Source organism: Bacillus sp. B4EP4a, assembly GCF_006680105.1.
GTDB lineage: Bacteria > Bacillota > Bacilli > Bacillales > DSM-1321 > Peribacillus > Peribacillus simplex_E.
In genome coordinates this window covers 1-13,038 of sequence record NZ_VHIK01000055.1, presented here as the reverse complement: position 1 = coordinate 13,038, position 13,038 = coordinate 1, and the positions used below count along the sequence as shown (strand labels likewise).

The 13,038-nt window shown below is 40.7% G+C and carries 13 protein-coding genes, 1 tRNA gene, 1 other RNA gene and 1 other annotated feature; of the genes, 11 read left to right on the top strand and 4 right to left on the bottom strand.

Translation table 11 applies throughout. The features are described from left to right. Positions 1–137: 137 nt before the first annotated feature. On the bottom strand, positions 138–1,103 hold the full coding sequence (locus FNK51_RS23005) for a YaaC family protein (RefSeq protein ID WP_141994801.1): 966 nt from the start codon (positions 1,101–1,103) through the stop codon (positions 138–140). Between the two features lie 111 nt (positions 1,104–1,214). On the opposite strand from FNK51_RS23005, the gene guaB reads away from it, so the two are divergent. From guaB to FNK51_RS22985, 4 genes are all read left to right on the top strand, one after another. Beyond that, entirely contained in the window at positions 1,215–2,678 is a 1,464-nt protein-coding gene (gene guaB, locus FNK51_RS23000) for an IMP dehydrogenase (protein ID WP_063236531.1), read from the top strand. A gap of 173 nt (positions 2,679–2,851) precedes the next feature. Then, on the top strand, positions 2,852–4,171 hold the full coding sequence (locus tag FNK51_RS22995; RefSeq protein ID WP_286178840.1) for a D-alanyl-D-alanine carboxypeptidase family protein: 1,320 nt from the start codon (positions 2,852–2,854) through the stop codon (positions 4,169–4,171). A gap of 69 nt (positions 4,172–4,240) precedes the next feature. Further along, positions 4,241–4,466, top strand: a binding site (T-box leader). A 63-nt stretch (positions 4,467–4,529) separates the two neighbouring features. Then, positions 4,530–5,807 carry a serine--tRNA ligase gene (gene serS / locus FNK51_RS22990; RefSeq protein ID WP_098373822.1) on the top strand — a complete coding sequence of 426 codons (1,278 nt, stop codon included), beginning with the start codon at positions 4,530–4,532 and terminating at the stop codon, positions 5,805–5,807. A gap of 131 nt (positions 5,808–5,938) precedes the next feature. Further along, positions 5,939–6,031, top strand: a tRNA-Ser gene (locus FNK51_RS22985). Between the two features lie 121 nt (positions 6,032–6,152). On the opposite strand, the gene FNK51_RS22980 is transcribed toward FNK51_RS22985, so the two are convergent. The 3 genes from FNK51_RS22980 to FNK51_RS22970 all read right to left on the bottom strand — a co-directional run bounded on the left by FNK51_RS22980 (position 6,153) and on the right by FNK51_RS22970 (position 8,189). Beyond that, positions 6,153–6,824, bottom strand: coding sequence for a deoxynucleoside kinase (locus tag FNK51_RS22980; protein WP_098373823.1), 672 nt, complete (start codon positions 6,822–6,824; stop codon positions 6,153–6,155). Then, positions 6,802–7,461, bottom strand: coding sequence for a deoxynucleoside kinase (locus tag FNK51_RS22975; RefSeq protein WP_141994800.1), 660 nt, complete (start codon positions 7,459–7,461; stop codon positions 6,802–6,804). Before FNK51_RS22975 ends, FNK51_RS22980 begins: the two co-directional genes overlap by 23 nt. A 182-nt stretch (positions 7,462–7,643) precedes the next feature. Continuing rightward, on the bottom strand, positions 7,644–8,189 hold the full coding sequence (locus FNK51_RS22970) for a cysteine hydrolase family protein (protein ID WP_098373825.1): 546 nt from the start codon (positions 8,187–8,189) through the stop codon (positions 7,644–7,646). Between the two features lie 140 nt (positions 8,190–8,329). Between FNK51_RS22970 and tadA the strand changes: the two genes are divergently transcribed. The 7 genes from tadA (at position 8,330) to FNK51_RS22935 (ending at position 12,727) form a co-directional block, all read left to right on the top strand. Beyond that, positions 8,330–8,836, top strand: a complete 507-nt coding sequence (gene tadA / locus FNK51_RS22965) for a tRNA adenosine(34) deaminase TadA (protein ID WP_141994799.1) — start codon at positions 8,330–8,332, stop codon at positions 8,834–8,836. 145 nt (positions 8,837–8,981) lie between these two features. Then, an RNA gene (ffs, locus tag FNK51_RS22960) (signal recognition particle sRNA large type) lies at positions 8,982–9,246 on the top strand. 183 nt (positions 9,247–9,429) lie between these two features. Then, the gene (dnaX, locus tag FNK51_RS22955) at positions 9,430–11,118 is read left to right on the top strand and encodes a DNA polymerase III subunit gamma/tau (RefSeq protein ID WP_141994798.1); all 1,689 of its coding nucleotides are present in this window, start codon (positions 9,430–9,432) and stop codon (positions 11,116–11,118) included. Positions 11,119–11,139: 21 nt separating this feature from the next. Next, positions 11,140–11,457 (top strand): YbaB/EbfC family nucleoid-associated protein, encoded by a 318-nt coding sequence (locus FNK51_RS22950; protein WP_076373267.1) that lies wholly within the window; start codon positions 11,140–11,142, stop codon positions 11,455–11,457. A 60-nt stretch (positions 11,458–11,517) separates the two neighbouring features. Beyond that, positions 11,518–12,114, top strand: coding sequence for a recombination mediator RecR (gene recR, locus FNK51_RS22945; protein ID WP_034316264.1), 597 nt, complete (start codon positions 11,518–11,520; stop codon positions 12,112–12,114). A gap of 20 nt (positions 12,115–12,134) precedes the next feature. Continuing rightward, on the top strand, positions 12,135–12,353 hold the full coding sequence (locus FNK51_RS22940; RefSeq protein ID WP_063236519.1) for a YaaL family protein: 219 nt from the start codon (positions 12,135–12,137) through the stop codon (positions 12,351–12,353). Between the two features lie 104 nt (positions 12,354–12,457). Continuing rightward, a complete protein-coding gene (locus FNK51_RS22935) occupies positions 12,458–12,727 on the top strand; it encodes a pro-sigmaK processing inhibitor BofA family protein (protein WP_377402698.1) in 270 nt (89 codons plus the stop codon). The last annotated feature ends 311 nt before the right edge of the window (positions 12,728–13,038 follow it).

Below are 13,038 nucleotides of genomic sequence, written 5' to 3'. Positions count from 1 at the left end.
TCTTCAGCGCCGATGGTAGTTGGGGGTTTCCCCCTGTGAGAGTAGGACGCCGCCAAGCCATTTCAAAGATCAGCCATCCGGCTGGTCTTTTTTCGTCGTTCGGGACAGATCAATTGACCAATTGGATGTTGAAAGGATCAAAAGTGGAACCTCTCGGACTTAATCCATTCAAATATTAAAAATGGCACCTTAGCTTGGCTTATTTTAAGGAATTGCACAATGCAAGGGTAATCATCATTGGGCATGGTTTTCATCAGTTCTGCCCACCATTCTGTTTCATAACGAGCTATTATGCTAAGGTTATAAGAAATCAAATAATGGATCAAAAGTTCAGGTAATGAAAAAGCTGACGAATCTTTATTGAGTGATAGCATGAACTGTCTTTCTTCCAAATTATACCGTATTGGGGAAGAAGCATTATGAATAGGAATGCCATCAGTTTTTAAATGCAGTGTCCCAGGAGCTTCTGAAATACTGTAAACTTGATCCGTTTTAGCTTTCAAAAATTCTTCCATTCGACTGCTGGACATTTGATAGCCATCCAAGGTCGCCGAGGGTAATTGAAAACCGTCCGAAGAGGGTAACATGGCGACGAAATTTTTCTTGGAAACGGACCATGTAAAGTTTTGCATATCCGGAATTTCCTTTATCAGCGTTCCCATGGAAAATTTTTCACCCTCCAGATGCTTTATATGAAATAACTTCTCGGCAATGCAGGTGAAAAGTCCGTTTTTTTGCGTTTTAACTTCATCCTTTAAAAATTCATATTGCTGTTTTTTCTTTTTTCTCGTAGTAACCCCATGGGCAAGCATCGAAGTTGATTCCGGATAGTTGGGATCGATCGTGAGCAGGCAGGCCTTTAACAATTGGGCGAATCCATAAAATGTTAAGATTGGTTGTATGGAAAGTGGTGCAATGGCAGCCTGATTATAATAAGTTTTAGCATGTTCAAGATGGTAAATAAATGGATAACAATTATCGTAACTTTTTATTTCCGCTTCTGCTATTTTTTCATGCGTGTAACATTTTTGTAAAAAAAGTTGTGAGGAAGATGCGGAAAAAAAAGGTGTATATTTATCGAAATTATCATTGTTTTCAGGCATTGCAGCTATCCTCCGAATTAATAGAATAATCAAACTTTTATTTCTCTTCTTGACAGTAGTATGTCCTATTGATAACCTACAAATAATATTTTTAAGCAGGAGGGGAAAATAATGTGGGAAAATAAATTTGCAAAAGAAGGTTTAACCTTTGATGATGTCCTATTAATTCCAGCGAAATCAGAGGTTTTGCCGAAAGATGTTAACCTTCAAGTCAACTTAGCTGAAAACTTAAAGCTCAACCTTCCTATCATCAGTGCAGGAATGGATACCGTGACAGAAGCTGAGATGGCAATTGCCATGGCTCGTCAAGGCGGTTTAGGTATCATCCATAAAAATATGTCCATTGAAGCACAGGCTGAACTGGTGGATAAAGTAAAACGTTCAGAAAGCGGTGTAATTACCGATCCATTTTTCTTAACGCCGGATCACCAGGTATTTGATGCAGAGCATTTAATGGGTAAATATCGCATTTCGGGTGTTCCTGTAGTCAACAATATAGAGGACCAAAAACTTGTGGGTATCATTACAAACCGTGATTTGCGATTTATTTCCGATTTTTCCTTGAAGATTTCCAGTGTCATGACTGTAGAGAATCTGGTCACAGCGCCAGTGGGAACTAACTTGGAACAAGCAGAGAAGATTCTTCAAAAGTACAAAATTGAAAAGCTTCCCCTTGTAGACGATAATGGAGTCCTTAAAGGACTTATTACGATCAAGGATATCGAGAAAGTCATTGAGTTCCCGAATTCGGCGAAAGATAAGCAAGGAAGATTACTTGCAGGTGCTGCAGTCGGAGTGACTAAGGATACAATGAAGCGTGTAGAAATGCTAGTTAAGTCCCATGTCGATGCAATCGTACTTGATACTGCTCACGGTCATTCAGAAGGCGTCCTTGAAATGGTGAAGGAAATCCGCGGGACATATCCTGAATTGACGATCATTGCCGGTAATGTGGCAACGGCTGAAGGAACGAAAGCATTGATTGAAGCGGGTGCCGATGTAGTCAAAGTGGGAATCGGACCAGGGTCAATCTGTACGACAAGGGTTGTGGCTGGTGTAGGTGTTCCACAAATCACGGCAGTTTTCGATTGTGCGACAGAAGCAAGAAAACATGGTAAAACGATTATCGCTGATGGCGGAATTAAATACTCTGGTGATATCGTTAAAGCCCTGGCTGCAGGCGGACATGCAGTAATGCTTGGCAGCATGCTTGCAGGTGTAACTGAAAGCCCAGGCGAAACGGAAATTTTCCAAGGTCGCCGTTTTAAAGTATATCGGGGTATGGGCTCCGTTGCTGCAATGGAAAAGGGATCTAAAGATCGTTACTTCCAAGAAGATAACAAGAAATTCGTACCGGAAGGCATCGAAGGGCGCCTTCCATACAAAGGACCTCTTTCAGATACCATTTTCCAACTGATTGGCGGCATTCGCTCAGGTATGGGATATTGCGGTACAGCCACATTGGAAGAGTTGAGAGAAAACTCTCAATTTGTCAAAATGACCGGTGCCGGGTTAAGGGAAAGCCATCCTCATGATGTACAAATTACCAAAGAAGCACCGAACTACTCAATGTAATGAATTTAACATATAATCGTCATTAAAATTTATTGTTAAAATAGACAGAGTCTGCGATTACTCTGTCTATTTTTTTTATTTTTTCTGTGATAAACTAGACAAGGTGTCAAGGGAATTACATAAAGTTTCTTCTTTGTTATAGAGATTAGCTTAAAAGTTGGAGGTATTGGAAATTGAAAAAAATCAGCAAGATGACCCTCATTTTCACTTTTGTTTTAGTTCTTGTTATGTCGCAATTTGCCTATCAACCGGGGGAAGCTGTTGCTGAATCTGATAATTTGGGTTTAAAAGCAGAGGCAGCCATCATCATTGATGGTGAAACAGGACAAATCGTGTATGAAAAAAATGCCGATAAAGTATTAGGGATTGCATCCATGTCTAAAATGATGACCGAGTACATCATAATGGAGTCAATCAAAAATGGGAAAATCAGTTGGGATCAGAAAGTTAAAATAAATAAATACGTACATGACCTTTCAAAAGCACCTAATTTGTCGAATGTTGGGTTAACAGAAGGTGAAGATTATACAGTTAAGGAACTATATCAAGCTATGGCCGTCTATTCCGGAAATGCGGCAACAGTAGCTTTAGCACAGTTGGTTTCCGGAAGTGAAAAGAGCTTCGTTAAGTTAATGAACGAAAAAGCAAAGGAACTAGGCTTGAAAAACCATAAATTCGTTAATGCCAGCGGTTTGAATAACTCCGATTTATTAGGGCAATATCCTTCGGGTAATGAAGATGATGAAAATATCATGACAGCAAAAGATACTGGTCTTCTTGCTTATCGTTTAATAAACGATTATCCGGAAGTGTTAAAAATCGCCAGCATTCCTAAATTGAAGTTCCGTGATGGAAAAGAATATCCGAACTTCAACTGGATGTTGCCAGGTCTGATATTTGAATATAAAGGCGTAGATGGACTAAAAACGGGATCTACCGACTTTGCCGGTTATGGACATACAGGGACGGTTATCCGAGACGGTCAGCGCTATATCACGGTGGTTATGAAGTCCACTAATAAAAACGAACGTTTTGCAGATAGCACTAAGCTTATGAACTATGCTTATGCAACCTTTAAAAAGGAAAAAGTCCTTCCAGCCAATTACCAGGTGAAAGGGAAAGAAACACTTTCAGTAGTAAAAGGCAAGGAAAAAAACGTTAAGATTCAATCTGAAAAGGCAATCGAGCTACTTGTTGAAAATGGTGAGAAAGATAACTATAAAACAGATTTAGTGATCGATAAAAACAAATTGAATGATGATGGTAAGCTTACTGCACCAATCAAAAAAGGTGAAAAGCTAGGTTACATCACAGTCACTCCTAAAAAAGGAGAAGATTACGGGTACATTAACGGCGATCCAGTTAAGGTTAACGTCGTAGCTGCTGAATCTGTTGAAAAGGCAAACTGGTTCGTATTATCAATGCGAGCGGTTGGCGGATTCTTTGGTGACGTATGGAGCAGTGTAGCTTCTACTGTTAAAGGCTGGTTTTAAGTTTCGCGTATAAAACGGTTGCGTAATGTATAAAATTATAGTACATTATGGAAAACAATCTGATTATATAAGAAAGCAATGACAGGAAATAGTAACAAGTATTTCTTTCTATAGAGAGCCGATGGCTGGTGGAAATCGGTGTGAGAGTCTTGTGAATCCCTCCTGGAGCAGAGTATGGAAAGCCTTTTGGGGTCAGTAAATACTTTCGGTTGAAAGCCGTTATCGAGTTAAGTGGTAGGCGTTTTTCATATGTCTTCAACTAGGGTGGCAACGCGGGTTAACTCTCGTCCCTTCTTCAGGGGACGGGAGTTTTTTGCGTTCTTTGATAAATCATCGAATTATTAAGGAGGAACTGAAAATGTTGGATTTGAAATATGTAAGAAATAATTTTGAAGAAGTGAAGCGTGTATTGCAATTTAGAGGGGAAGATTTGACCGATTTAGGTAAATTCGAGGAACTGGATGTAAAGCGCCGGACTTTGATTGCTGATACGGAAAAGTTGAAAAGCCAAAGAAATGAAGTTTCACAGCAAGTGGCCGTATTGAAACGGGAAAAAAAGGATGCAGATCAGTTGATTGCCCAAATGCGTGAAGTTGGTGACCGTATCAAAGGGTTCGATGATGAACTTCGTGAAGTGGAAGCACAGTTAGAAACATTACTTCTTTCCATTCCGAATATTCCGCATGAAAGTGTGCCTGTTGGTGAGACGGAAGACGATAATGTCGAAATCCGTAAATGGGGAGAGTTACCGGAATTCAAGTTTGAACCGAAACCACACTGGGATGTAGCTGGAGATTTAGGCATCCTGGATTTTGAACGGGCAGCAAAAGTGACCGGAAGCCGATTTGTATTTTATAGGGGTCTTGGTGCTCGATTAGAGCGTGCTTTAATTAGCTTTATGTTGGACCTTCATGTTGAGGAACACGGATATGAAGAAATGCTGCCGCCATATATGGTGAACCGTGCAAGCATGACTGGGACAGGTCAATTGCCAAAATTCGAAGAGGATGCTTTCCGTATCGAAAGTGATGATTACTTCTTGATTCCTACAGCCGAAGTCCCGGTGACAAACTTCCATCGTGATGAAATCATGAGCACGGACGATCTGCCGATAAGCTATGCGGCATACAGCGCTTCATTCCGTTCAGAGGCAGGATCTGCTGGTCGTGATACCCGCGGGTTAATTCGTCAGCACCAGTTCAATAAAGTTGAACTAGTGAAGTTCGTGAAGCCGGAAGATTCTTATGCAGAATTGGAAAATCTCACAGGTCATGCCGAAAAGGTCCTTCAATTGCTAGGCCTTCCATACCGAGTGCTGAGCATGTGTACGGGAGATCTTGGATTCACTGCTGCTAAAAAGTATGATATCGAGGTTTGGATCCCGAGTTATGGGACGTACCGAGAAATTTCTTCTTGCAGTAACTTTGAAGCATTCCAGGCTAGACGGGCCAATATCCGCTTCAGACGTGACGCAAAAGGCAAACCGGAACATGTCCATACTCTAAATGGATCAGGTCTGGCAATCGGCCGTACAGTCGCTGCCCTTTTGGAAAATTATCAGCAGGAAGATGGCAGTGTTATCATTCCTGAAGTATTACGTCCATATATGCGCGGTGCGGAAGTCATTAAACCGTAAGTTAAAAGGAATCAGCTTCTGATTAAAGAGGCTGATTCTCCTTTTTATCAAAGTTTGAAATTATTTTAAAAAAACTTTATAGAGAGCTTGACTTTAATTTTAATTCCATGTAATATAATAAATGTTGATACGGAGGTATACCCAAGTCCGGCTGAAGGGATCGGTCTTGAAAACCGACAGGGGAGTCAAATCCCGCGGGGGTTCGAATCCCTCTACCTCCTCCATAACTTATTAATAACCACAGCGCATAAATTGGATATCGATAAATTCCGTTACAGATATGTAACGGAATTTTTGTTTTCTAATATATTAAAAAACCACCGGATAATCGGTGGTTTTTCTGTTTTAAATATTTCGCAACAACTTGGTTTGCTCCATATATTCGGCAATCCGTTTTATAAGAGGTTCGATGCTTGCTTCATCCTGCATAAGGTCATATTCGTTTATATTTAACCGAAGGACAGGGCAGGCGTTGAATTGATCAATCCATTCTTCATAACGGCCGTGCATTTCCTGCCAATATTCAATTGGGGTATGCTGTTCCATTGGACGTCCACGCTCTTGGATCCGGTCGAGGATATCATCCAGCGAACCTTCGAGATAGATAAGTAAATCAGGGTGCGGGAAGTATGGCGTCATTACCATGGCGTTGAAAAGGCTTGTATAAGTTTCGTAGTCCACATCATTCATCGTGCCTTTTTCATAATGCATTTTTGCAAATATCCCGGTGTCTTCATAAATGGAACGGTCTTGGATAAAACCGCCGCCATATTCGAAGATTTTTTTTTGCTCTTTAAAACGTTCAGCGAGGAAATAGATTTGCAGGTGGAAACTCCAACGATTAAAATCATCGTAAAACTTATCCAGATAGGGGTTCGTATCAACCTTTTCAAAGGATGTCCTGAATTGAAGGGCATCGGCTAAAGCATTGGTCATGGTCGATTTTCCTACGCCAACCGTCCCTGCTATCGTAATGACAGCGTTATTTGGAATGTTATATTTCTTTCGTAAGTTCATTTGACTTTACTCCTTTGTGCAGGGCGTTCTCAATTTGGCTGATTATCGTTTTCAAATCATCCTTGTTCCCGACAAAATCCAGCTCATCTCCGTTGAATGTAAGAACAGGTATGTCAGGGTGCTGTTTCTCAAATGCTTCCATGAATGTTCGATAATCCGCGGATAACTGCTCTAAATAAATGGAGGATATATTTTTTTCGAACTCACGACCTCTTTTACCGATTCGGGAGATAAGAGTATCAAGACTTGCATTTAAATAAATCACCATATTAGGTTTAGGCATATCCCGTGTTAAAATATTGAATATTTCAAGGTATTTATTGTATTGTCCGTTCTTTAACGTTCGTTCAGCAAATATCAAGTTCTTGAATATATGGTAATCAGCCACCACGGCTTGGTTATTAGTAAGATACTTTTTTTCGATATCTTCCAATTGTTTATACCGGTTACACAGAAAAAACATTTCTGTTTGAAAGCTCCACTCATCAATATCTTTATAGAATTTCCCGAGAAATGGATTTTCATCTACAATTTCCTTCAATAATGAAATTTGAAAATGATCTGCGATAACTTTTGCAAGTGATGTTTTTCCCACGCCGATTGGACCTTCGACTGTGATAAATGGGGTGGATTTCATCCAATCTGTCCTCCTTCATGAGGTATCAAGCTGAAATTCCCGGTTATTAGGTTTTTCGCCAAGAGATATTGTATCACAGACTTGGGACTTTAGTGACATTTTTGTCAGGTTGATAAAGAAAGAGAATGAAAGATTGTTTATTGGGGGTGGTATGTAGGTTAGTGCCTTGTTCGATTGAATGCTTAAAAGTCTTCACCATCTTTTATGGATGCCTTGAGAACATGGTTCATCATCTTTAATGCGTAATGATTATCTTCCTTTGATGCAGAAGCGATGCAATCCTTCGGAATCCATAATTTATATTCCCGCATATAGGCATCATTGGCTGTGAATAGCACGCAGATGTTGCCAGCTATTCCAGTAATGATCAGGGTTTCCACGTTTAATCGTTTAAGTAGTGTATTGAGTGCCGTCCCATAAAATGCGGAATGTTTCGGCTTGATGAGAAAGAATTCGTCCTGTTGAGGTTTTATCCTTTCGATTAATGAGGCATTTCCTTCATTTTTACATCTATCAATAATTTTATCGAAGTCAGCCTGCCATAAATCATAATGGTCGTTGATATAAATGATTGGAAAACCTTTTTCTTTCATTTGCTTTTTTAATTCCAAAATCGGATCGACGATAAGTTTCGTATGTTCAAGGAGCATATTCCCGTATTTGAAATCAAAATCATTGATCATATCAATGATAAGCAATGCAAAAGAAGGTGATTCAGGTCGATTCATGGTATATCCTCCTGTATTGTGAGAATTTACTTGCAGCACGTATGCCGCATGCGTTACTATTCATTAGAACATGTAGTATGACCTTTATTTTTGTCTTATATGTGTCTGTTTACTCCTACTTTATATGAGGGGGTTTTTTTATGAAGGATGATGTTTATTACATGAATTTAGCCTTAAAGGAAGCAAAAAAGGCGCAGATGTTGAATGAAGTGCCGATTGGCGCTTTAATCGTAATAGACGATCAAGTTATTTCGACAGGGCATAACCTGAGGGAAACGGAACAGAATGCGACGGCACATGCGGAGCTGCTTGCGATCAATGAGGCTTGCAAGGAACTTGGCAGTTGGCGCCTTGAAGATGCGACATTATATGTAACGCTGGAACCTTGTCCCATGTGTGCTGGGGCCATCTTGCAATCAAGGGTGAAAAGGGTAGTTTTTGGAGCGTATGATCCAAAGGCAGGCTGTGCAGGGACATTCATGGATTTACTTCAAGATGAACGCTTTAACCATCAATGTGATGTAACAAGCGGTGTATTGGGGGAAGAGTGCGGCTGGATATTGACTTCTTTTTTTAAAGAGCTTAGGGATAGAAAGAAAACTTTGAAAAGAGAGCAAGCACTTAAGATTGCCGAAGAAAATAAATAGGGGAAAAACGAGTGTCGAAAAAAAGTTTGCTTCGTTTGATAAATTTGGAATCAAACTGTTCATGAACAACACTTGCGTTTTTTTTGTTACCTTAGTATAATGAATTATGCGTCGACATGACGCTGTGAAATTGGTATTACTTTTGCCGTGCTAGACGGGGAGGTAGCGGTGCCCTGTACTCGCAATCCGCTCTAGCGAGGTTGAATCCCTTCTCGAGGTTAGCATTCTGTAGGGCCTGCCTTAAGTAAGTGGTGTTGACGCCCGGGTCCTGCGCAATGGGACTCCATGAACCATGTCAGGTCCGGAAGGAAGCAGCATTAAGTGGAAGTTCTCATGTGCCGCAGGGTTGCCTGGGTCGAGCTAACTGCTTAAGTAACGCTTATGGTTGCTAATCGACAGAAGGTGCACGGCAGTTATTTTACATAAACAAAAAACTCATTCGTATCGGGTGGGTTTTTTTTTATGCCAAGAAGGTAAAGCGCTTGGTATTTTTGAAAAAAATGAGGCAATGATGAAATTTCTTTTTAGACTTTGAAATTAAGGAAATCAGTAATGTATAATAAACAAGATGGAGAAAAGAAGGAGGGATTTCCGTGGGGTATCAAGCATTATACCGGGTATGGCGGCCACAACAATTCATTGATGTAGTCGGGCAGGAACATGTAACGAAAACGTTGCAGAATGCCTTGGTCGGGCAGAAGGTTTCGCATGCCTATTTATTTTCCGGTCCACGTGGAACAGGGAAAACAAGTGCTGCCAAAATTCTAGCAAAAGCAGTGAATTGTGAGCATGCCCCGACAAGTGAGCCCTGTAACGAATGTGCTACCTGCCGCGGAATCACCGATGGCTCCATATCAGATGTTATAGAAATTGATGCAGCATCCAATAATGGTGTCGAGGAAATCCGTGACATTCGTGATAAGGTCAAATATGCTCCTAACGCGGTTACATATAAAGTTTATATCATCGATGAGGTACATATGCTTTCACAAGGGGCTTTCAATGCGCTTTTAAAGACATTGGAAGAACCTCCGAAGCACGTGATTTTTATATTGGCGACGACTGAACCTCATAAGATTCCACTAACGATCATTTCCCGTTGCCAAAGGTTTGATTTTAAAAGGATCCAGCCTCAAGATATAGTTGGCAGGATGTCACAAATCATTGCAGAAACAGGTGTTTCATGTGATGAACAAGCCCTGCATATCATTGCAAGGGCAGCCGAAGGCGGGATGCGAGATGCACTAAGCCTTCTTGATCAAGCGATATCCTTCAGTTCGGAGACAGTTTCTATGGAAGATGCATTGACTGTCACTGGTTCTGTGTCGCAGGCATTTTTAAGCCGTCTGGCAAAGGCTATATATGATAAAGAAGTAGCGGTGGCACTTGAAGTCCTTGAAGAATTGCTGGCCATGGGAAAAGACCCGGCTAGGTTCATAGAAGACATGATTTATTATTTCCGTGACATGCTTTTATTTCAAACGGCACCGGCACTGGCAGAATCCTTCGAGCGTGTTTTGATAGATCCCCAATTTAAGGAATTGGCAGAAGTAATCTCTTCTGAATCGATTTACTCCATTATTGAAAGCTTCAATCAAACACAGCAGGATATGAAATGGACAAATCATCCAAGGATTTTCCTTGAAGTGGCACTTGTGAAGTTATGTAATGAGCAAAGGTCAAATCAAAGTGATAACGGGCAGCTTCAACAGCTGCTGCAGAAAATAGAAGATTTAGAGAAGAAATTACTCGAAATGCAGAAAAACGGCATCCCGGTAGCCATGACGGAAAAACCTGCAGAGCAGGCTAAGGCGCAAAGGGCCGTTAAAAAGGCGTATAAAGCACCTGCAGGAAAGATCAATCAAATTTTGAAACAAGCTACGAAGCCAAACCTTACTGCTGTGAAAAGTAAGTGGGGGGAAGTGCTTGAACAGTTAGGTCAGCAAAATCAAAAATCATTGGCAGCTTTATTAACGGAGGCAGAACCTGTTGCTGCGTCTACTGAAGCTTTTGTGGTAAAATTCAAATATGATATTCATTGTCAAATGGCAATGGAAAATAACCGTTTCGTGGAAGTGATAGCCTCGATCATGCAGCAATTGACCGGACATCGTATGGAGATAGCTGGAGTTCCGGAGAGCCAGTGGCAAAGGTTGCGGGAGGATTTCATATCGACACAGCAGTTCGACGGTCCAGAAGAAACGGAATCAAAAGAAGAAGACCCCTTTATAGCAGAGGCTAGAAAATTAGTCGGCGATGATTTACTTGAAATTAAAGAATAATTGGAGGTAAGAAGAATGGGTATGCGCGGCGGTAATATGCAGAACATGATGAAACAAATGCAAAAGATGCAAAAGAAGATGGCAGAGGCACAGGAAGAATTAGGTGAAAAAAAGGTTGAAGGAACTGCTGGCGGCGGAATGGTGACGGTCATCGTTACTGGACATAAAGAAATAGTCGATGTAGTCATCAAACCGGAAGTTGTCGATCCGGATGATATCGATATGCTTCAGGATTTAGTGCTGGCTGCGACTAACGATGCTTTGAAAAAGGCGGAAGAACTGACAAACCAAACGATGGGACAATTCACTAAGGGAATGAACCTTCCGGGTATGTTTTAAGCAAGTTCAAAAGAAACTTCCTTTCAGGGGGTTTCTTTTGAAATTTTTAGGAGGAATTCGATGCATTATCCAGAACCAATTTCCAAGCTCATTGACAGTTTTATGAAATTGCCGGGGATTGGTCCTAAAACGGCTGCTCGATTAGCCTTTCATGTACTAAGCATGAAGGAAGATACTGTTTTGGATTTTGCAAAAGCACTTGTTAATGCTAAGCGGAATCTTATGTATTGCTCAGTCTGTGGTCATATTACAGATCAAGATCCTTGTTATATTTGCGAAGATCAAAAGAGGGACAGAAGTTTGATTTGTGTGGTTCAGGACCCGAAAGATGTAATAGCTATGGAAAAGATGAGAGAGTTCAATGGTTTATACCATGTACTGCATGGCAGTATTTCCCCGATGGACGGAATCGGTCCGGAAGATATAAATATTCCTGATTTATTAAAGCGCCTGCAAGATGAAACAGTGCTGGAGGTAATTTTGGCTACTAATCCTAACATTGAAGGTGAAGCGACAGCCATGTATATTTCGCGGTTGCTTAGACCATCAGGCATCAAAGTGACCCGAATTGCCCACGGACTTCCTGTTGGCGGAGATTTGGAGTATGCGGATGAAGTGACGCTATCAAAAGCAATAGAAGGAAGAAGAGAAATATAAGATAGCTGGGAGGACTTCACTTGTTCTTTCGTAAAAAAAAGAAACTTCGGAATGAATTCAATGATTCATTAATCGAAGAGCTTGAACATTTGAAATGGAATTGGCATAATCAAAAATCATTACTTGAAAAAAGCGTTGATCCATCTGAGGAAGTAATCGCCCAAACGAGACTGGCGGAAGTGAAATATTTCTACTTATTCAGGGAAGTTAAAAGAAGGAATGTCCGCTTAAAAAGATGATAAGGAAATGGCTGTGAAGGATTGCGTGTTCCTCATGGCCATTTTTTTCAGTTCTTAATCCATCGATTTCTTCATATAAGTGTAGTACAAGCTTGCGGGGAGGAATGAGTTTGGAACCAGTTGTCTTTGTTGCTGTAATTGGCGGCCTGATTTTAATGCTCCTCATTATCGGGGCGCCATTAAGACCTGTCCGGTTTATAGGGCAGGGGATTATAAAGGTCATTATCGGTGCAGCATTTTTGTTCTTTTTGAATACACTTGGGAATCAAGCGGGCATTCATGTACCCATCAACCCTGTTACCTCGGCAGTCGCCGGTCTGCTTGGAATACCGGGAGTTGCCGCTTTGGCGGCCATTGGTTATTGGATCATTTAAAGGATATTCCGTCGAAGTCTTATGAAAACCCCATGGATATCTCCCTGGGGTTTTTATCATGTTATAGTTTTTTTTAAAAAAACCAATTAAACCATTGACGATAACTCATCAACCTGATAATATATTAGGAGTCGCCAATAACGACATCGTCAATTGCTCAATCGAAAAACAATTTTAAATAATTGTTGACATCAGGTTAAGTAAGTGATAAGATAATAAAGTCGCTTACGAAGTAACGACGAAAAATCGCTCTTTGAAAACTGAACAAAACAAAGCGCCAACGTTAAATTTTAAGTGAGCACACACTATCA